The sequence below is a fragment of the Blautia sp. HCP3S3_D9 genome (genome assembly GCF_052063845.1).
Taxonomy (GTDB): domain Bacteria; phylum Bacillota; class Clostridia; order Lachnospirales; family Lachnospiraceae; genus Blautia_A.
Genome location: NZ_JBQHWS010000066.1, coordinates 1 through 19,834, shown reverse-complemented (window position 1 = coordinate 19,834; position 19,834 = coordinate 1). Strand labels below are relative to the sequence as shown.

19 protein-coding genes are annotated in these 19,834 nt (G+C 41.6%); 2 read left to right on the top strand and 17 right to left on the bottom strand.

Annotated features, from left to right (window positions below):
• The 13 genes from ACTNES_RS12730 to ACTNES_RS12670 form a co-directional block, all read right to left on the bottom strand.
• On the bottom strand, positions 1-492 hold a 492-nt coding region (locus tag ACTNES_RS12730), incomplete at its 3' end, for a lysostaphin resistance A-like protein (RefSeq protein WP_441039520.1).
• A 98-nt stretch (positions 493-590) separates the two neighbouring features.
• Positions 591-1,238 (bottom strand): HAD family hydrolase, encoded by a 648-nt coding sequence (locus tag ACTNES_RS12725; protein WP_441039518.1) that lies wholly within the window; start codon positions 1,236-1,238, stop codon positions 591-593.
• A gap of 82 nt (positions 1,239-1,320) precedes the next feature.
• Positions 1,321-2,307: a hypothetical protein gene (locus ACTNES_RS12720; RefSeq protein WP_291807914.1), complete on the bottom strand. Its 987-nt coding sequence runs from the start codon at positions 2,305-2,307 to the stop codon at positions 1,321-1,323.
• On the bottom strand, positions 2,291-3,547 hold the full coding sequence (locus ACTNES_RS12715) for a serine/threonine protein kinase (RefSeq protein WP_291807916.1): 1,257 nt from the start codon (positions 3,545-3,547) through the stop codon (positions 2,291-2,293). Before ACTNES_RS12715 ends, ACTNES_RS12720 begins: the two co-directional genes overlap by 17 nt.
• A gap of 167 nt (positions 3,548-3,714) precedes the next feature.
• Positions 3,715-5,481: an arginine--tRNA ligase gene (gene argS / locus ACTNES_RS12710; protein WP_291816190.1), complete on the bottom strand. Its 1,767-nt coding sequence runs from the start codon at positions 5,479-5,481 to the stop codon at positions 3,715-3,717.
• Between the two features lie 83 nt (positions 5,482-5,564).
• Positions 5,565-6,437: a DegV family protein gene (locus tag ACTNES_RS12705; protein ID WP_291807918.1), complete on the bottom strand. Its 873-nt coding sequence runs from the start codon at positions 6,435-6,437 to the stop codon at positions 5,565-5,567.
• Positions 6,438-6,621: 184 nt separating this feature from the next.
• Positions 6,622-7,590, bottom strand: coding sequence for a DUF3878 family protein (locus ACTNES_RS12700; RefSeq protein WP_216459064.1), 969 nt, complete (start codon positions 7,588-7,590; stop codon positions 6,622-6,624).
• A 125-nt stretch (positions 7,591-7,715) separates the two neighbouring features.
• Positions 7,716-9,332, bottom strand: coding sequence for a phosphoenolpyruvate--protein phosphotransferase (ptsP, locus tag ACTNES_RS12695; RefSeq protein WP_291807922.1), 1,617 nt, complete (start codon positions 9,330-9,332; stop codon positions 7,716-7,718).
• 18 nt (positions 9,333-9,350) lie between these two features.
• On the bottom strand, positions 9,351-9,608 hold the full coding sequence (locus ACTNES_RS12690; protein ID WP_216459066.1) for an HPr family phosphocarrier protein: 258 nt from the start codon (positions 9,606-9,608) through the stop codon (positions 9,351-9,353).
• 144 nt (positions 9,609-9,752) lie between these two features.
• Positions 9,753-10,178 carry a hypothetical protein gene (locus ACTNES_RS12685; protein WP_291816188.1) on the bottom strand — a complete coding sequence of 142 codons (426 nt, stop codon included), beginning with the start codon at positions 10,176-10,178 and terminating at the stop codon, positions 9,753-9,755.
• 161 nt (positions 10,179-10,339) lie between these two features.
• Positions 10,340-10,705: a hypothetical protein gene (locus ACTNES_RS12680; protein WP_291807927.1), complete on the bottom strand. Its 366-nt coding sequence runs from the start codon at positions 10,703-10,705 to the stop codon at positions 10,340-10,342.
• 129 nt (positions 10,706-10,834) lie between these two features.
• Positions 10,835-11,599 (bottom strand): hypothetical protein, encoded by a 765-nt coding sequence (locus ACTNES_RS12675; RefSeq protein ID WP_291816187.1) that lies wholly within the window; start codon positions 11,597-11,599, stop codon positions 10,835-10,837.
• A complete protein-coding gene (locus ACTNES_RS12670; protein WP_291816185.1) occupies positions 11,596-11,736 on the bottom strand; it encodes a hypothetical protein in 141 nt (46 codons plus the stop codon). The genes ACTNES_RS12675 and ACTNES_RS12670 overlap by 4 nt, the downstream gene beginning before the upstream one ends.
• Before the next feature lie 183 nt (positions 11,737-11,919).
• On the opposite strand from ACTNES_RS12670, the gene ACTNES_RS12665 reads away from it, so the two are divergent.
• Positions 11,920-13,290 (top strand): sensor histidine kinase, encoded by a 1,371-nt coding sequence (locus ACTNES_RS12665; RefSeq protein WP_320813060.1) that lies wholly within the window; start codon positions 11,920-11,922, stop codon positions 13,288-13,290.
• On the opposite strand, the gene ACTNES_RS12660 is transcribed toward ACTNES_RS12665, so the two are convergent.
• From ACTNES_RS12660 to ACTNES_RS12645, 4 genes are read right to left on the bottom strand one after another with little or no spacing between them, the layout of a single operon-like run.
• Complete coding sequence (locus ACTNES_RS12660) at positions 13,205-14,458, bottom strand: ABC transporter permease (protein ID WP_216459069.1); 1,254 nt, start codon at positions 14,456-14,458, stop codon at positions 13,205-13,207. The two genes, ACTNES_RS12665 and ACTNES_RS12660, sit on opposite strands and share 86 nt — an antisense overlap.
• A gap of 18 nt (positions 14,459-14,476) precedes the next feature.
• Positions 14,477-16,498, bottom strand: coding sequence for a hypothetical protein (locus ACTNES_RS12655; RefSeq protein ID WP_291807933.1), 2,022 nt, complete (start codon positions 16,496-16,498; stop codon positions 14,477-14,479).
• A 5-nt stretch (positions 16,499-16,503) separates the two neighbouring features.
• The gene (locus ACTNES_RS12650) at positions 16,504-17,175 is read right to left on the bottom strand and encodes an ABC transporter ATP-binding protein (RefSeq protein WP_216459071.1); all 672 of its coding nucleotides are present in this window, start codon (positions 17,173-17,175) and stop codon (positions 16,504-16,506) included.
• Positions 17,172-18,668: an efflux RND transporter periplasmic adaptor subunit gene (locus ACTNES_RS12645; RefSeq protein WP_291807936.1), complete on the bottom strand. Its 1,497-nt coding sequence runs from the start codon at positions 18,666-18,668 to the stop codon at positions 17,172-17,174. Before ACTNES_RS12645 ends, ACTNES_RS12650 begins: the two co-directional genes overlap by 4 nt.
• A 255-nt stretch (positions 18,669-18,923) precedes the next feature.
• On the opposite strand from ACTNES_RS12645, the gene ACTNES_RS12640 reads away from it, so the two are divergent.
• On the top strand, positions 18,924-19,748 hold the full coding sequence (locus ACTNES_RS12640; protein WP_441039512.1) for a hypothetical protein: 825 nt from the start codon (positions 18,924-18,926) through the stop codon (positions 19,746-19,748).
• The last annotated feature ends 86 nt before the right edge of the window (positions 19,749-19,834 follow it).

Genomic DNA, 19,834 nt, shown 5'->3' with positions numbered 1-19,834 from the left:
TGCGTAAATTCCCTGTACGATATTTCCGTGATAGATACCAAATATCAGCCCGGAAATCACTGCTGCCACCGGCATCTTCAGCCAGTCACGCAGACGCAGATAGATTAACCAGCGGAAGATCATTTCCTCCGCCGCAGGTGCAATAATTCCCATCCAGAAAATCATCATAAGAAGTGATTTTCCTTCTGTAATTCTGGTCATGCTTTCCTGGTAGGCACTGCTGTTGATAAATGACTGAAGGATTGCCATCAGGAAATTTCCATACTGTGCAAGTCCGGCTCCTGCCAGAAGCAGAAGAATTATTTCCAGTAAGGAAAGCGGTACTTTTTTCTGTGCCGGGATCAGACCGCCGGCAATTCTTCTGACTTTATCTCTTCGATAAAAATACAATGCCGGGATCATAGCCAGAATTCCTGTTAAGCCGGTAAGAAAAATCGTGTAATTATAATATGTCTCAGCTGAGTTTGCTGCGGTTCTTGCAAATACTGCCAACGCAGTTCCTGCAACGATCTGTGAGATTATAAAGTGGATTCCTACCGGATATCCTGCCCTCCAGATTTTAGAAACAATGTTTTGTTTTCGCAGAGGGCTCAGGCGAAAAAATTTACGATTTCTTCTGCAGAATCTACGATTTTCAGAGGTTCTGCCTGTTTGAGTTCTTCTTCTGTTCCATAGCCGAAAGAAACTGCAATGCATTCCAGACCTGCTTTGCGGGCTCCGTATACGTCGTGTTCTTTGTCACCGACCATAATGACCTGATTTCTGTGATTCTCCATATGCAGGCGCTGAAGAACATCCTCGATCACTTCTGTTTTATTGGTTTTCCTTCCATCCATTTCACTTCCGCCGATTTCTGTGAAGTACTGGGTAAGTCCGAAATGATCCAGGATCTGTCTCACATATACTTCCGGTTTGGAGGATGCTACTGCAAGAATATAGCCTTTCCTTTTTAACTGCGCCAGCATGTCCTCGATTCCGGGATATACAGCATTCTCGAAAATTCCTGTTACAGAATAGCGTTCTCTGTAGATTTCTACTGCCTGTTTTGCAGTTTCTTCGTCGATCTGCGCGTATTTCATAAACATTTCCATAAGCGGTGGTCCTACGAAAACTTTCAGTTTTTGAAGATCCTGTTCAGGCTTGCCGATCCTCTCCAGTGCATACTGAACAGATTTTGTGATACCCTCACCGGATTCGGTTAATGTTCCATCTAAGTCAAACAAAATTACTTTGTACATAAGGTTCCTCCTGTTTCAGAAAAATTGATATAATATGATAGATTATAGCATTGTTTTTCTGAAGCGTCTATGAGGAAAAAATCTAGGGATTCATTTTTATCAGTTTTCCGCCCTGCGAAATAACCAGTAATTCTATTTTATTAGTATTATCACTTATTACTGTATCCGGTATGATGCAGTTTTCTTCCCAGTGCCAGAGACATTCTATTCCGTTAAGACGGACGGATAGGATTTGAACGGAGCCTTGGGATATTATCTGAATTTGTGGGGTGTGGGGATTGTCTGGATTTTGTGTACACTGGAATGTTACAGGCTCATCTTTTGCGTGTGCGTATTTAACGGTGTCTAATTGGGCATCTGTATTCTGGAGTTCTTCGGAATTATCTGTATTCTTATTTTCTGTTTTCTTTGCTTTATTTTGTTTCTTCTTATTTTTCTTTTTTGATGGCTTAGGTGTTGGTGTTTTGGTTGGTTTGGGCGTTTTTGTTGGCTTTGGATTTTTCTTGGGCTTGGGTGTTGGTATCGGAGTTGATGTTAATGAGATTTCTTCTGGTGTTTTAACATTGGATTTATCTGTCTGGGGTGTAGTCTGTATGTTGTTATCCGTTTGAGAATGGTGATTCCATGCAGAATTATTATTGCCCTGGGTGTTATTGTTATTTTGAGTGGCGTTATTACTCCGGGAATTATTATACCACTGAGAATTGTTGTTCCATTGACTGCCGTTATTCCAGTCAGTGCTGCTCTGCTGTATATCATTCCATTGCTGTGTATTATCTTGTGTTCTGTTTCCTGTATCAGAATTATATGGATATTCATTGTCTTGTGTCTGATCGTTCTGCGCCGGAGTTTCTGATGTGTTGTCTCCAGTCTGCCAGCTATTTTCCCATGTATTCTCCCAACTGCTCTGATTCCATTGCTGTTCTTCCTGCCATTGCCAGCTGCTGTTTTCTCCATTTCCCACATCAATATCAAAACCACCCATCTGCATAGCAGAGATACTTGAAGTCAGGTAAAGGCATAAAGTTGCAGATACCATAATTAAAAGTCTATTATGATTTTTCTTCACTCTTAATCATCTCCTTTTCCCATAATCTCAGATTTCTGCTGGCTGTATCATCTAACATTGTTTCTTTTGACTTATATTCCGTCCATAGCGTCTGACTGGCTTCCTTTTGTCCGGTACGGAACAGGAACATTCCATATTCACCGTATCCGGCCCTGTAAGTTTCATCATAGAGAAGCATCTGTTCAAAGTAGAGCCCGGCATTTTCGTAATTCTCCTGATATTCACTGTTTACTGCCAGAAGCTGCAGGATCTTTCGGGATTCTTCTTTTTCTGTACATTGCTTTTGTAATTCCCGCAGACTGGTATCTGCCTGCGCACAAATTTTTCCTTGCTCTGCTTTACTGCCGTTTTGAAATTCTTCCTGATAATAGAGGTCTGTAACAGCAGTCAATTCTTCATAAAAATTAAATGGTCTGGAACCGGATACCAGATTAGAACTAAATAGAAGAAAAACAGCTATTGTTGCAAAAACAGTGCTGCTCCCTGCTAAAACCAGCATGTTTTTGATTTTACTCTGGCTTTGTCTCTTTTGGATTCTGCTTAGTTTTTTCTGTACCATCTGCATGTTCTGATAACGCATTTCCGGTTTCTTCATGCAGCATCTGAAAATAAGCCAGAATAATGCTATGTTCCGGATGAATAACAGATAATCTCTCTTTCCGCATAAAGCAGATAATGTTTTTCCAAATGTATAAATATCCGTTGCAGCATTTATCTTACCTTCATATTGTTCCGGTGCTGCAAAACCAGTTGTGCCTGTACATACTTTATGCTGATATTTATATCCATTTACAGCACCACCCAGATCAATCAGATATAATCTGCCATTCTCGCCCATCATTAGATTGTCAGGCTTGAGATCTCCGTAATAAACTGGCGGTTTCCGATTATGAAAATAGGAGAATACATCTGCAATCTCCATTCCATATTTAACGATTTCATTTACGGAAAAGCGTTTTCCATCTCTTAAATATTCACCCAGGGATTTTCCCCTGACATATTCCATGACAAGATAGCATTTCCGGTTATCTTCTATGTAATCTATCATCTTTGGCAGAGACGGATGTGAAAGTTTCAGGAGCATCCGAGCCTCGCTTTTGCCGGATGCCGGTATTTCTTTTACCGCCCACAAAACGCCCAATTCCAGGTCTCTGGCAAGATAGACTTTCCCTCCGCCGCCTTTCCCAACAGGCTCCAGAATACAGTAGCGCCCTTTTAATACAGTTCCAGATAAATTCACTGGCGCACCTCCTATTCAATTTTTCAATTAAAAATGGAAAATATGATGAAAGAATTTCATCACAATAGATTTAGATAAATATAGAATAGCACATTTCGTTCTTTTTGAAAAGCCCCATTTACAAATATATGTAAACAGGGCTTAAGTTCATTGTTGTATTTTATTTCTTACATTCTGTCCGGTGCGGAGAAGCCGAGAAGATCGATGCATGTCTCCAGAACTTTCTTTGTGAGTTTCAGCAACTGGATGAAAGAAGCTTTCTGTGCTTCGTTCTCTTCGCTGAGGATTTTTGTCTCATGATAAAAGCTGTTGAATGCATTGGATACTTCATAAATATACGCGCAGATCTTGTGCGGTGCTTTTTCTTCGAAGGCGTTCTCTACAGTTGCACCAAAACCTGTCAGCTGGAGCATCAGGTTCTTCTGGCTGTCATTTACTGGATCAAGGATCGCACCTGCATCAAGGTCACCGCCCTCTTCCGCAAAACGATTCAGGATGGATTTGATACGAACGATTGTGTAAAGAATGTACGGACCTGTATTTCCTTCGAATGATGTAAATCTATCGATATCAAAGATATAATCCTTGGTAGCCTGATTGGAAAGGTCACCATATTTGATTGCGGAAAGTCCTACGATCTCAGCTGTTTCTTTTGCATCTTTATCTTTTACGCTGCGGTTCTCAACAATCTTGGTAAACATCTCTTCGTTGATATCCTTGATGAGAGTTTCCAGACGCATAACGCCGCCCTCTCTTGTCTTAAACGGTTTGCCATCTTTTCCGTTCATAGTTCCGAATCCAAGGAAAGAAAGCTTTGTATCGTCTTTTACAAGGCCGGTCTTTCTTGCGCAGCGGAATACCTGGATGAAGTGAAGTTCCTGACGTTTGTCTACGACATACAGGATCTCATCTGGGTTAAATAATTTCATACGCTCTACGATTGTTGCAAGGTCTGTAGTTGTATAAAGAGAAGCACCGTCTGATTTCAGAAGCATACATGGAGGAATTTCCTTTGTATCGTTCTCTTCTTTTACGTCTACTACAAGTGCGCCCTGGTCTACATAGGCGAATCCTTTTTCTTTCATATCTTCAACCATATCCGGAATGTATGGCTGTGCATCAGATTCTTTTTTCCAGAGGTCAAAAGATACATTTAATTTGTCATAATTGCGTTTCAGGTCTGTAACGGATACATTCATGATGTGATTCCAGAGAGCCATGTATCCCAGTTTGCCCTGCTGAAGAAGATGAGTTGCTTCCAGAGCTTCATTTCTGTATGCTTCATCTTCTTTTGACTTACCGCTTGCGCATGGATAAATCTCTTCCAGTTCGCTGATCGTAAATGGTGCTTCCTCCGGATATTCTCCTGTGTAGGAATCATCAAAGTAAACCAGCTCCGGTTTTCTGTGTTTCAGCTCTGTAATGATCAGACCCATCTGCAGACCCCAGTCTCCAAGATGAACGTCACCAATCACTTTATGTCCAACGAAACGACCAATTCTCTTAATGCTCTCTCCGATGATTGCAGAACGAAGATGTCCTACATGAAGAGGTTTCGCAACGTTTGGTCCGCCGTAGTCGATGATGATCGTCTTCGGCTCTTTTGCTGCAGATACAGAAAGTTTCTCGTCTGCTGCCATTTCTTTTAAGTAATCTGCAAGGAATTCACCTTTTACTTTCAGGTTGATAAATCCCGGCTTTACAACTTCTGCCATGGAGAAAACCTGGCTGTCTTTTAAGTATGCTACTACGTCATCAGCGATCATAAACGGTGCTTTCTTATATGCTTTGGCTCCTGCCATGGCACCGTTGCACTGAAATTCACAAAGGTCCGGTCTGTTGGATACGGTTACTTTTCCGTAGGATGGGTCGTATCCGGCTTTTTCAAATGCTGCGGAAAGTTCTTCCGCCATCTGTTCCATCAGTTTTTTCATTCTTTCCTAACTCCTCAAATTGCTTGTTATAGTCAGACGGATAAAATTCCGTCCTGTTACCTGATCTGTCAAATTTGTTTGGCTCAGTCTACTACTACCTTTCTTGAACATGCAACTGCGATCGCACCATGTCCGATATGGCATGCAACACTTAATGATAACGGATTCTGCACAATCTCAATTCCAGGGAATGTTTCTGCAATCTCTTTCTTGAATTCCAGAGCTTCCTCTTCATTTCCTGTATATGCAGACTGCAGGCACATCTCACCGCGTTTTACATATTCTGCGAAACGGTTCTCCCAGTCATTCTGCATGGCTTTCAGCATGACACGTTTTGCCTGCTTCTTGCCTCTTGTCTTGGAATATGCATCCAGCTTCTCACCTTGGATCTGAAGTACAGGCTTTAAGTTCAGGACTGTTCCGATGGCTGCTGCCGCAGGAGTGATTCTTCCACCTTTTTTAAGATATTTCAGAGTCTCCAGAGTAATGTAGATACTGGAATCCATCTTCTGTTCTTCCAGAACCTGTTTGATCTGTGCTGCGTTTCTGCCGGCATCTCTTAATGTAAGGGCATCCAGTACAGACTGTCTCTGTGTAACAGAAATTCTCTGATTATCTACTACATGTACTCTTCCGTCATATTCCTGAGCCAGTCCCATTGCTGTGTCGCAGGATGCGCTCAATCCGCTTGACATCGGAATGTGTACCACTTCATCGTACTCTTCCAGAAGTGTATTCCAGAGTCCGCACACATCTGCCGGTCCCGGCTGGGAAGTGGAGATCGTCTCATCGTTCTTAAGTCTCTCATAAAACTCTTCCTGTGAAAGAGTGATTCCCTCAAGATAAAGCTTCTCGTTAATATAAAAAGGCATTGGAATTACGCTGACGCCAAGTTCTCTTGCCTGATCCTGTGTTATGCCGCTGTTACTGTCTGTGACAATGGCAATTTTTCCCATATTCATGTCTCCTTTATTATAATTCTGTTATTATAATTTTCTCTGTTTGCAGTACATAAAAATACAGTTACTGTTCACTTTGTGCCCGGTAACAAAATACATACTCTATTTAGTGTAGCATATTTTTCCCTGTATCTCAATCCAGAATATAAATTTTTTCCAATCCTACGCCTCAATTCACTGTCTATTTGAAATATTCCAAAGTAATTTTCTGGTTATAAAAACCTTTTTCTACAGACATCAGACATACCTGAAAAGAAATGGAATCACAGTCATACACAAAAGGTTCTTCTTTATATATCATACAATATGTTTCTGGTTTTCCTGAATGTTCTATTTCTTCTTTTTTCTTCCGGGCTTTCTGCATCAGATCCTGCAAATATGTATTCTGTTCACTGCCGAAATCTCTTACCGGATATTCCTCCGCCGCCTGCCGGATCTTCTCTGCAAGCAGATGTACAGTTTCTACATGACTGCTTCTTCGAAAGATCGCCGCAATCTTCCTGGCCATTAATGCATTTCCTGTCTTTCGGTATTCATGCAGAGCTTTCAGCAGTCTTCTGTCTTCTGCTTCTTCTGCAATCTTACTCATTACATCCAGTGCTTCTCCGGAGACTTCCCACGGATTTTCCACGGGAACAATATATTTCTCCGGCACTGACGGATAGAAGAGATAATTTAACGGCGGAAAGTCTCTCAGCATAGCGAGTTCCTTTTCCTGTTCATTGCAGAATTCTTCTCCCAGATAATCATACTTATCACGCAGGATCGCAATCTGATATTCCATTACTCTGAGGTTTTCGTATTTCTTCACCCAGAAATGACCGATATTTCCATAATCATATAACTGGCATTCAAACAGTACATCATCAAAAAAGACAGTAAATAAAGATTCTCCCTGATGCACCACCAGAACATATCCCTCTCCCTGCTTCTCTACGGATGCTTCAAGCGGTCCCTCATATCCGCTTTTATAACAGCCTGTCATCCTGGCATTTTCCAATACCAGAAAACTCTCTGCGCAGTCATTCATCAGATAGATCAGACGCAGTTTTCTGTCCGGTGTCTGCCCTGCAAATCCATCTGGAATCCCTGTAAATTCACACTGTTCCTGCTCCAGCAGCTGGTTTAGTTTTTCAAAATTATCTCTCATAAAAATATCCTGCAATTTCCTTTACACACAAAGATACTCTCTCCCGAAAAACGCAGATTTCATTTACCACGTCTTTCTGGAAGAGAGTATTTTTTATCTTATATCAGTTATAACAAAACAGATTTTTACTCCATTTCTCTTACAATCTTACGAACCGGAAGAACAAATGTCGGAGATACGGACAGTTCGTCGATACCCATCTGTACGAAACGCTCTGTCATAGTTGTATCTGCACCAAGTTCACCGCAGATACCTGCCCAGATACCTTCTTTGTGAGCATTGTCGATTACCATCTGGATCATGCGGAGCACTGCTTCGTGATGGGAATCATAAATGTTGTCCAGTTTTGCATTCTGACGGTCGATTGCCAGTGTGTACTGTGTTAAGTCGTTTGTACCAATACTGAAGAAGTCAACTTCTTTTGCAAGAATATCACTGATCATAACTGCTGCAGGTGTCTCGATCATTACACCCTGCTCTACGTCATCTTTAAATGGCACACCCTGCTCTGTCAGCTCTTTCTTCACTTCTGCAACGATCGCTTTGATCTGTTTTACTTCTGTTACAGAGATGATCATCGGGTACATGATGGAAATATTTCCGTACATGCTTGCTCTGAACAGTGCACGAAGCTGTGTCTTAAATACTTCCGGTCTGTCCAGACAGATACGGATCGCACGGTAACCCATTGCCGGGTTCTCTTCATGTGCCATATCAAAGTAATCAATCTGCTTGTCTGCACCGATATCCAGTGTACGGATGATTACTTTCTTTCCTGCCATGTTCTGTGCTACTGCTTTATAGATCTGGAACTGTTCTTCTTCTGTCGGATAGTTGTCTTTCTCCAGATAGATGAACTCACTTCTGAAAAGGCCGATACCCTCTGCATCATTAGCCAGCACACTTGCAACGTCTCCTGTACTTCCGATGTTTGCATAAAGATGGATCTTATGTCCGCTCTTTGTCTCGGTTGTCTTGCCTTTTAATTCTTTGAGCATTGCTCTCTGGCGTAATTCTTCGTCTTTCTGATCCTGATATTTCTTCAGAGTATCTGCATCCGGGTCTACGATAAGAGAACCGTTCTTACCGTCCACAACTGCCATCTTTCCATCCATGCTCTCATCATATTCGATATTGATCAGAGCCGGAATATTCATAGTTCTTGCAAGGATTGCTGTATGGGAATTGGAAGAACCTTTTCTTGTAACAAATGCGAGAACTTTGCTCTTATCCATCTGTACAGTCTCACTCGGCGCCAGATCTTCAGCAACAATGATAGACGGCTCTGCTGCATCCATATCTCCTTCATCATGTCCGGATAACACACGAACCAGACGGTCTGAAATATCTTTCACGTCTGCTGCTCTTGCTTTCATGTAGTCATCATCCATCTGTGCAAACATGTCTGCGAAATTATCGCCTGTAGTTGCCACTGCATACTCTGCGTTTACATTCTCTGTACGGATAATATTGTCAATAGAATCCAGATAGTCCTCATCATCCAGCATCATCTGATGTACTTCAAAAATGGCTGCGCCTGACTCTCCTACCTCCTGAAGTGCCTTGTCATACAGCTTCTGAAGCTGTGCAACTGCTTTGTCTTTTGCTTCCTGTACACGTGCGATCTCTGCTTCCGGATCTTCTACTTTTGTACGCTTTACGCTTGTATCTGCTTTCTGCAGAATAGAAATCTTACCAATTGCGATTCCGGAAAATACGGACTTACCTTCTAATACTCTCATTACTCCAACTCTCCTTGATTAAAGATTATGTTCCAAAAAGTTTTTCATCACTTCGGCATCTGCCGCTTCATTCTCGCCTTCCACCTGCACTGTGATCTGGTCGCCCTGCTTCACTGCAAGATTCATAACACAGAACATCCGCTTCGCGTCACCACTCTTCGCGCCCTTATTTATAGTGATATTGCTTGTAAGCTTGCCAGCTTCCTGCACAAGAAGTAGCCCAGGCCTTGCATGTATTCCAAGTTTATCTTTGATAACATAAGTAAATGATACCATCCACAAACCTCCTCCTGTATACATACTTCTTTTTAAGATAATTCATTATAGCACAACCTCTGTAAGGACTTCCATATTTTTTTACCTTTTGCATAAAATTCAAGCACTTTTCTTGACATATTTACGGTTTTAATCTTTTTTCTGTTAAAAATCCACAGGATTTTTGTCGTTCGATCTATCTCCATATACTTTCATCAGCAAATATATAAAACATGAAAGCACTCCACAGCAAATCGTTTTTCCTCCAAGGAGCAGCTGCCTGGTCTGAACTGCCGATTTCGGAAACGCCAAATATAGCCTGAAGTCTGAAGAAAATGAAGTAAGCTTTTTCTGCCAGAATGTAAAATCCGACCACTGCGGCGGAATCCAGTCTTCCGACCAGGAAGCACACGTGACAAATAACCAGATTACAAAACCCGCCATTGCAAAAAGGACTTTTACGTAAGATTTCAATGTCGGATAAAGCGGCAGTACTCTCCAGGATACATAATTTATTGTCTGACCGGAAGCAAATCCACTGTTTGCTGTCAGCACAGCTTCCAGAAGATCATTTAGTTCATTCTGCCCCATCAGCGACCCTGTTATTGAAAAAATACTGGGAATACTACAATCAGTGCAAGAGCTGCCAGGAACACGGTTCCTACATTTTTAACACGAAATATTTTTGATTTTATTTGTTTTTCCAGCCAAGAGATAACATATGAAGCAGATGATTCCATAATCCATGAGCGTCAAACAGCAGTCTCCACAAAAGGACTACTGACGCTACAGGAATCGCCATGGGCAGAAGAAAGAAACTCTTCAGCGCCTGTGCAGACTTTTTTTGTCCTGTAAGCAATACTGCTACGATCAGGGAGAGCATTACCAACAGCGGCACACACTCCAAAGAAGCGAAGTGTGTTGCCTGCTGCCAGGCGAAATGCTTTGTTCGCAAATATTGTCCTGTAATTCTCAAGCCCTGCAAATTCTCCATTTACTGCCCCGCAAAAAAATCTGCGGATCACATCCACATACGGGATCAGCCAGAAAACGCAGACACCTGCGAAACTTGGAAGAATAAATGCAAGTCCTTTTCCTGCGTTTCTGAAAGCTGCCATACTACCATACTTTCTCTTTAATTTCATCTTCATTTTATTCGGATAAATACAGGTTTAATTCCTGCATGATTGCTTTCACTGCATCATCCAGACTCATCTCTCCATTCAGGTATTTCTCACCGGATTCTGCTACTGCATTTCTGATGATCTGATTACTCTTTGCAGGTACGGAAAGTGTTTTTCCCAGATCAATGATATATAGAAACAATTTTCACTTTGTCCGTTCAGAAGTTTATAATCCAAATCCGGATCTACTTTTCTTGCAGAATCCAGATATACCAGACCTTTCGGTGAAAGCAGACCGCCTGTTGCTACTGTATTGACTTTCACAAGAACGCTGGTTACAGATCCTGAAATATCCGTATATCCGGAACGATCTGAATTTGCCCAGCCATCCCCCATCTGATAAGCTTTCTTTGTTTCTTCTATTGCATTTTTCTGAGTCTGCCAGATCCTGTTTACCTGTTCCAGATATTCTTTCAGAGCATCTTCGTTCAGAGTTCCGTCCTTGTTCATCCAGGCTGGTGTGCTATTGTCTATGGTTCCCTGTATCAGATAGGACGGTGCTACGGAAAAATCGCTGAAAAATTTCAGTTTCCCATAGCTGTCCTTCTGGCTTTCCGCTGCATCAGCTTCTGTTGTCAGACCAGTAATTCCGGCTATGATATCCTTATTTCCCTCTATCATTGGAATACCGAACTTGACAGGCATGGTATAAATGCTTCCGTCCTCTTTTGTATATGCATCCCTGATATTGGACAGGATATCTGCATCTTTTAATACGCCACTTAAATCCTCCAGCATTCCTTTTTCTATATAAGCATCCTCTGAAATCCCATCCATAGACGGAAGCATCCTGTCCAATATCACCAGATCATGACTTCTTTCTTTCATATAATAAAGCCCCTCTTCACCGTCATGAGCCCCTCTTCACCGTCATGACAGATATCTGTCTCATATCCTTCTTTCTCAAGCTGAAACTTCATGCTGGCGGCTAGGTTTTCATCATCTTCTATCAGTAAAATTTTCATCTGTTTCTTTCCTCCCGATTTTTTATTATACATGAGTTTTCTCTAAATTGTCTCTATAACATATTCATAGATTTTACTGTTTATCTTCTGACAGAGCTTTTCGCGATAAACGAAAATTTAGAGATTCTTTACAGATTTTCGTGATATAATATCGGAAATTGTTTCAATAAAGGAGAACCTTTTATGTTTCGCAGATTTCATATTCAAATGACTTTTTTCTCTGCTCTGATCATTGGTGCAGTTATTCTTATCATGACCATGTTCTGCAATTTCATAGCTGCCAGAAGCACGCAGGCGAATGTATGGACAACCTTTCAAAATAATTCCATGTCCTGTATTTCCCATATAGAATCCCAGTCCGTGATCACTAATCAATGGATCCTGCAGGCAGAACAGAATTATGGTGTTTCCATAGATATCAAAGATAATGGAAATTCCCTTTATCTCAAAAAACTGCAGGGAACCTCTGCTGAAGAAGATATTTTTCAGAAAGCTGCTGACGTTCCCGCTGCTTCTCACGGGCTTGACCTCTCCAATCCGGGAGTTGTCAACAGGCTGACTAAGAATGTCTTTTTTCAGATGAAAGATTTCTATGTATCTACAGCATTGATCCCTAAGAATCAGGGAACTGTCAGTATGATTATTCTGTATCCTTTAAATTCTATGGAACATGATCTGCGAATGCAGCGTCTCGCTTTCTTTGGCACAGCATTTCTGGCTATTCTGGCGCTGAGTATTTTTTCCTGGTTCTTCACCGGAAAAATGATCGCACCGCTGGAAGAGAACAGACAGGCGCAGACAGAGTTTATTGCTGCTGCCTCCCATGAACTGCGCTCTCCACTGGCTGTGATCCTGTCAGGGATTTCCGCCATGAAGAAAGCTGAACCTGCTGAACAGTCCCATTTCTTATCCGTAATAGAAAAAGAAGGAACACGAATGTCCCTTCTGGTAAACGATATGCTTTCTCTGTCAAATGCGGATAATCATTCCTGGAAAATGCATCCTGTTCCCTGCGAACTGGATACTTTGGTTCTGGATACCTATGAAAAGTATGAAGCTTTGATGCAGGAGCATCATATGAACTTCTCTGTCGAACTGCCGGATGAAGAGTTCCCACTCTGCAGTTGTGACCCGGAACGGATCAGTCAGGTTCTGGAAATCCTTCTGGACAATGCCATCAGTTATGTACCTGAACATGGAAAAATTCAGCTTACTCTTACGCAGAATTCCAGAGGTTTCTATCTCGCAGTCATAGATAATGGTCCCGGAATTCCGGACTCTGCCAAGACATCTGTCTTCCGCCGTTTCTACAGAGCGGACTCTGCACGAAATAACAGACAGCATTTTGGACTTGGACTGTGTATTGCCTGTGAGATTGTTACTCTCCACCACGGTACTATTACCATCCAGGATACTCCGGGAGGCGGCTCTACTTTCCAGATTATCCTGCCGACATCTGATTTTCTATTTATTCACTGCGCAACGCATCGATCGGATTCAGATTGGCTGCTTTTACAGAAGGAAGCAATCCAAATACAACACCGATCACTGTAGAAAACAATACAGCGATTACGATAGACGGTACACTGATCGCCGTAGGTGAACCGGTTACTTTTCCTACCACTTTCGACAAACCAATTCCGGTCACAACTCCAATAATACCGCCGATACTGGTAAGTACAGAAGCCTCTGTCAGGAACTGACCAAGGATTGTCTTTTTACGTGCCCCGATAGCCTTTTTCAGACCAATCTCTTTGGTACGCTCTGTAACAGAAACCAACATGATGTTCATAACTCCGATACCGCCTACAAGCAGAGAAATACTTGCAATCCAGATCAGCTGATTATTGGTGCTCTCACTGAGTTTCTGCATACTCTTAACCTGCTTCATAATATCCTCAGCCTGATACTTCATCTTGCTGTTGGTATCTGATATTGTAATGGAATTATTCAATGTATCTGCCACAGAATTTCCTACAGAACTCATTGTATCTGTGCTGTCAGCTTTTACGATCACATTCTGCGGCACATCAAATTTAAAAGATATCGGCCAGCAGGCATCCGGGATCATAACGCTTCCAACGATTGACTGATAGTAAGTATAATATTCATCAATACTGTTGATCGTTGGCTGATAATTCTCATCCTGTCGGATCACACCTACAATCGTATATGGCTCCTGATTGATCTCCACCGTCTGTCCTACCGGATTCTGTGATGGAAACAGGTTCTCAGCTGCATTATTATCAATTAAAGCAACTTTATTATATTTCTGATAGTCATCTTTTACGAAGCCTCGGCCCGACTGAATCACATATCCGCAGGTAGCCAGATAATTTACATCAATCCCATAGACACTTCCACCATCCAGGCTGTTGTTATTATTATAAATAGAAGCACTGGTACTGTTATAATAAAATGTTGCATTCTCTACATGATCAAGATCCATGACTTCCTCTTTAACATCATCTGTCAGAACCGGTGCATTTGAAGAAGTTCCATATTCCGCGTCATACTGATTATCTCCATCATACAGATAAACATTTACTGTATTGGTTCCGGCTCCGATCAGATCTTCTTTGATCTGCTCACTGGTTCCCTTGATCGTAGAAACAATTGCAATGATAGATGCAATACCAATAATGATACCAAGCATGGTCAGGAAGGATCGCATCATATGTGACCATATTCCCTGAAATGCCAGGCGTATATTTTCAATCATAAAATGTCTCCTTTCTTATCAATATCCATACATCTCATCCAGAGTAACTTCTTTTGTCTTAGCTCCTTCTTTGATATCCTTTCCATAAGGAAACGCGATCAGGTCATCTTCGCTGAGGCCACCTTTAACGATCACACTATATCCACTGTCCACAGTAGCACCTACCGAAATCTCCTGTTTCTTCAGGACGCCATTATCATCTTTATATACATAACTCTTACTGCTGTCACTTCTGACAAATGCTTTTTGAATGACCATACTGTTTTCTGAAGTAGTTGCTTCATAATTAATAGTAACCCAGTCCTGATCCTCCAGCTGAAGTGTCTTATCTGTCACCACCGCAGTAAATGCATAATAGGACACGTTCGGATTGCTGTTTCCGTAATAACTATTTCCACTTACCGGATATTCCGAAACATCCACAACTTCCGCCTCAAAGGTTCCACTGGTATAACTTGTACAGTTCAGCTTTGTTCCTTCTACAAAATCATCCAGCATCAGTTCACTGACTGAACCTATTACATAAAAGCCATCACTGCTTTTTATTTTGATCAGAGCCTTACCATCTGTTGTCTCTCCACTTCCGATGTCTCCAACAGAAGCAACTGTACCATCCAGCTTACTGCTGATTAGTTTCTTGTTTGCTTTCTTTTCCAGCTGAGAGATTTTAATATCACTCTCCTGAAGATCCAGTTTCAGACTTGCGATCTTACTCTTCTGGTATTTGATCGCATCTGCTCTGGAAACCGGAGTTCCTGTTGGCTCCACATCGTCTCCTCCCGGTGTATCGTCTCCGTCATCATCCGGAACATTATCATATTTTGATGCATCTGCAAGAGTAAATTCCACTTCTGCGAATTCATATACCGGTTTCTCCAGAAGACTTCCATTTACCAGATAGTAGCCCGTACAGGAAGATTTCAGATCTTCATAATCTGCTATTGTATCATTCTGGTGAAACTCCAGACGATACCAGTATCCACCCTGATGGACAACTTTTGTTCCATCATTACTATATCCTGCAAGCTTATTAAAGAAAGATCCCATTACTGTTACTTTCTCTTTTGCACTGCTGCACAGATATACATAGGGATCATCTTCAGTACCGGTACCGGTAAACGGGATAGAATCTGCACCCAGTTTCTGGTAAAACGGCTCGTCACCATCTGTGATATTCGGATCTCCCTTTGTATAATATGGATTAAAATATGTGGTATTGTCGTCCAGCACAGGCGTTGGTGTCGGAGATGGTTCCGGCGTATCATTTTTTCCCGGATCAAAATCTGTATTCTTTCCATCACTAAATCCATTTGCAGAAGGATCTGTGTATGCCGGACTATTATTATCTGCCATCGTACTATTCGAAGAATTATCTGCATTTCCGTTATCCGCAGACACATTATCAGACGATGCCTGATCACCAGAAGCACTGCCTGAAGATGTGTTGTCGGAAGTATCTCCATCCGTAAAGGCAGAGAGTAAAAGCGGATGGATTGCTGCTGCCAGATAGTTTCCTGACATATCTGCTGCCGATGACAGAGTATCATCTGGAGTCATGTCGTCATCCCCTGATGTGCTGTCACTACTTCCTGTTGTGGAACTCAGATCATCTGCATCTGCTCCTGCATCCGTCTCCTCTACAGGGCCGCCATTCTGAAGACTGTTCAGTCTGTTCACTGCTTTATTCAGATCCTGTTCCAGTTTCTGTCTCTTTAATTTCGCTATGTTCAACTCCATCTCTACCAGAGTAGTATCAAAGGAAATCAGCGGATCTCCCTTCTTTACACTATCCCCTTTTGTTACATAAATCTGGTCAATGATCAAATCTTTGTCACCATTTACAGTCTGTGTAGCACTGGAAGTTATTGTTCCGTCAATCGTTGTGGATGGTGTATAAAAATCCTGAAGTAATCCACTTACCGGAGTAACGCTTACAGTCTTCTCACTGTTCTTCTTCAGCTGCATCAGACCTGCTGTTATTCCACTTCCGGCAACTGCCACTACAAGTACACCTGCGAGGATTTTCTTTACTTTACCCATGAAGATCACCTCTTTTCCTGAAGGATACCATCTTTAATCGTAACTACTCTCTTTGCATGTGCTGCGATATCTGCATCATGAGTGATCATTAATACGGATACTCCTTCATCATTCAGTCTCTGGAAAAGCTCCATAACCTGTGCACCTGATTTACTGTCAAGAGCACCGGTAGGCTCATCTGCCAGAAGAAGCTTCGGATTATTCACGATCGCCCTTGCAATGGCAACTCGCTGCATCTGACCACCTGATAACTGATTAGGTTTGAAGTCAACTCTGTCTGCCAGTCCTACCCTGTCAAGTGCCTTCAGCGCACGTTCCTTTCTCTCTTTCTTTGGTACTTTTGCATAGTTCAGCGGCATCTCTACATTCGCCAGTGCACTCTGTTTCGGAAGAAGATGAAAACTCTGAAAAACAAATCCGATTTTATTCAGACGGATATCTGACATTGCATTCTCTGAACATGCCTTAATATCTACTCCATCCAGAAAGAAGGTTCCTTCTGTCTGTTTATCCAGACATCCAATAATATTCATCAGAGTTGTTTTTCCTGAACCGGACGGTCCCATAATGGCTACATATTCGCCTTCTTCCATGGAAAAGTTTACATCTTTCAATACCGGAACTTTCATTTTACCCTGCTGATATTCTTTATAAATGCCTTTTAATTCCAGTATCATTCAATTCCCTCCACATCTTCACCAGCGCTCATACCTGGTGCCTCATCAATTGGTACAAGTTCTTCATTCGGATCGATCGTATCATCCGAACTGTCATCTGTCATATCCGTGGAGTTCTCATCCATATCCGTATCTGTAAAATCATCCGTGGAAGAATTCATGTCTACAGAATCCATCTGTGAGTCATCCAAATTTTCATAATCTGCATCCATGTCTGTAATGCCATCTGCACCACCACTCATAGTCTGTGCCAGATCACCGACTTCTGTCTTCTCGCCTTCTTCCAGAGCGTCTGTCGGGAATGCGATCGCATCCTTCTTTGTCAGGCCATCAACAATCTCATATTCGCCCAGATCGTCGTCATGCTTTCCAAGCGTCACATAACGCTTCTCCAGTCTGTTCTTATCATTTGCCGCCCATACATATGGTTCATTGGTATCTGTATCCAGAATATAATAATCGCTGAGCCACAGACCATCTTTCTGATCATCCTGTCCGATATCACGCTCTATGTACACATGCTGTCCAAGCATCAGATCTTCTGAAGAATCCAGTTCAACATAGAAAGGATAAGAAGTAGAGGTTGTCTGATCGTCAGAACTTGAACTGGACATACCAAAATACATATCACTGCTGTCACTATCTGAAGTTCCATTATTCATATCAATGGAACCCATAGTTCCCTTCCAAATCTTACTACTGTCTACTCTGGAACGGATGATCACCGATTCACCTGGAACAATAGAATCACGGTTCTGCTCATTTACCTTACCTTTAACTCTGTAAGCACCTGTACTGAGGATAGTGATAAATGCAGAGCTGTCCGAACTGCTGTCATCTGATGATATGCTATCCGTCGTACTGCTGTCATCTACAGAATCGCCATCATCGCTAGTCATTTTAGATGTATCAATCTTCTGGATCACTCCATCGATCTCACTTCTCACTTCTGTGTTCTGTGTAGCACTCTGAAGTTTATCAATCTCTGACTGCTTGCTCTTCTGACTATATTCATTTTTCTTAAGATTCATCTTATTTGTTTCAATCTCGATCGTATAAGATAACTGATCCTCTGCTTTTGCTTTCTGCTTCTCTGCCTCCAGTGTGGCTATCTGATCTGTCAGACTGATCTGTTCATTCTTTAATCTATCCAGATCCAACTGTGCCTGCTTCAAGTCATCCTCAATACTACTGAGATCATATTCAAAAAGAAGCTGTCCAGCTTTTACCTCTTCTCCGGTTTTTACCTGAACTTCTTTTACTTTACGTCCACTTTCTATCTTGACGTTTACGGTCTTCTGTGGTTCTACTACACCGGCAAAACGATTCGTTGCCGCTGTTTCTGTCCCTGTGATCAGACTGACTTTTGATACATATACGATTGAATCACCGGAGCTACCCTGGCCATTTCCGTTAAAGTGATACCAGACTCCACCGCCGATACCACCCGCAGCGATCAGAATTCCCAAAACGATAAAAATACGTTTTTTCATAGTTGCCTCCTTGATGTTATCGCCTACATTGCTGCCAGCATTATTATATACTATTGCTTTTTTACATCAAAATTATTCACTTTCCTATCATAGCAGATTCCGTTCCAAAATGAAAGCTTTGAGGCTAAATGGTGGCGAATTTCACAAATTTTTCACGTATTTTTTATGAAATTCGTTTATAATTTTGGATTTTTTGACAGTCACTGCAAAATCTGGTAAAATGAACGAAAAGTACCGCGAAAGGAAAGAACATGTATGAATATAGTAAAACGTCTGATGCCTTTACTCTGTGTATTGCTTGTTCTGTTTGCTGTATCTGTAACCAGCAGCTGTTCACGCAATAATGAGTCAAGCGTAAAAGATGTCGTCAAAAATAAACTGGATCAGTTAAAGAATCTCAATTCAGAAACAACCCAGAAATATATACCATATAAAGAGCTGTTTCCCGATGCTACAGAGAACACGAATTTATCTGATGAAATCAATGAAGTATTTTCTCTCTTTTTCCAGAAATTTGATTACGAAATTCTGGATGTCAGCGTCGATGCAGCAAATAATTCAGCCACTGCTTCTGTTAAACTTACCACAATTGATGCCCAGGCTCTTGCCAGAGATTTTGCGGCAGAACTTCTCAGAACCAGGATTACAGAGGCGGCACAGGCACAAACTGGAAGTATTAAGGATTCTTCCAAATCTCTGGAGGCTCACTATCTGATTTTGAATCAGCTTCTGAAGAATAATGAATATGATTCAGCAGAAACAAACTGTTCCATACCGCTTGTTAATACCGGTAGTGATAAGAAAGAAAAATGGGAGATTCAATGTACAAATTCCCTGGAAAATGAGCTCGTCGGCGGTCTGATCGCTGATCTTGCCGATCCGGATATTCTTTCACCTGAGAATACTCTGACTGTCTATCTTGATACTCTTGAGAAACTGGACCTGAAGGAAATGAGTTCCTATCTGGGTGTGGTAAATATTATGAATACCGATGATCCTGCAAAAAACTCTATAGCAGCAGCCCTTGTAGAACAGGTACGCAAAAATTTTAAATATCATACTATAAATGAGCAAATTTGAAAAATTGCACAAAACTACACTGCGAATTTCATAAATGAATCAAAATCATTGCTTTCCTTTGCGCATTGAAAAAGATAACGATACTT

Bases quoted from the DNA above. Each gene is read 5' to 3' on its own strand.
- ptsP (WP_291807922.1), bottom strand. From the start codon at position 9,332: ATGAGAGTATTAGAAGGTAAGTCCGTATTTTCCGGAATCGCAATTGGT.
- ACTNES_RS12650 (WP_216459071.1), bottom strand. From the start codon at position 17,175: ATGATACTGGAATTAAAAGGCATTTATAAAGAATATCAGCAGGGTAAA.
- ACTNES_RS12670 (WP_291816185.1), bottom strand. From the start codon at position 11,736: ATGAAAATTTTACTGATAGAAGATGATGAAAACCTAGCCGCCAGCATG.
- ACTNES_RS12640 (WP_441039512.1), top strand. From the start codon at position 18,924: ATGAATATAGTAAAACGTCTGATGCCTTTACTCTGTGTATTGCTTGTT.
- ACTNES_RS12645 (WP_291807936.1), bottom strand. From the start codon at position 18,668: ATGAAAAAACGTATTTTTATCGTTTTGGGAATTCTGATCGCTGCGGGT.
- ACTNES_RS12675 (WP_291816187.1), bottom strand. From the start codon at position 11,599: ATGAAAGAAAGAAGTCATGATCTGGTGATATTGGACAGGATGCTTCCG.
- ACTNES_RS12665 (WP_320813060.1), top strand. From the start codon at position 11,920: ATGTTTCGCAGATTTCATATTCAAATGACTTTTTTCTCTGCTCTGATC.
- ACTNES_RS12705 (WP_291807918.1), bottom strand. From the start codon at position 6,437: ATGGGAAAAATTGCCATTGTCACAGACAGTAACAGCGGCATAACACAG.
- ACTNES_RS12680 (WP_291807927.1), bottom strand. From the start codon at position 10,705: ATGGCAGCTTTCAGAAACGCAGGAAAAGGACTTGCATTTATTCTTCCA.
- argS (WP_291816190.1), bottom strand. From the start codon at position 5,481: ATGAAAAAACTGATGGAACAGATGGCGGAAGAACTTTCCGCAGCATTT.
- ACTNES_RS12685 (WP_291816188.1), bottom strand. From the start codon at position 10,178: ATGGGGCAGAATGAACTAAATGATCTTCTGGAAGCTGTGCTGACAGCA.
- ACTNES_RS12660 (WP_216459069.1), bottom strand. From the start codon at position 14,458: ATGATTGAAAATATACGCCTGGCATTTCAGGGAATATGGTCACATATG.
- ACTNES_RS12700 (WP_216459064.1), bottom strand. From the start codon at position 7,590: ATGAGAGATAATTTTGAAAAACTAAACCAGCTGCTGGAGCAGGAACAG.
- ACTNES_RS12655 (WP_291807933.1), bottom strand. From the start codon at position 16,498: ATGGGTAAAGTAAAGAAAATCCTCGCAGGTGTACTTGTAGTGGCAGTT.
- ACTNES_RS12690 (WP_216459066.1), bottom strand. From the start codon at position 9,608: ATGGTATCATTTACTTATGTTATCAAAGATAAACTTGGAATACATGCA.
- ACTNES_RS12725 (WP_441039518.1), bottom strand. From the start codon at position 1,238: ATGTACAAAGTAATTTTGTTTGACTTAGATGGAACATTAACCGAATCC.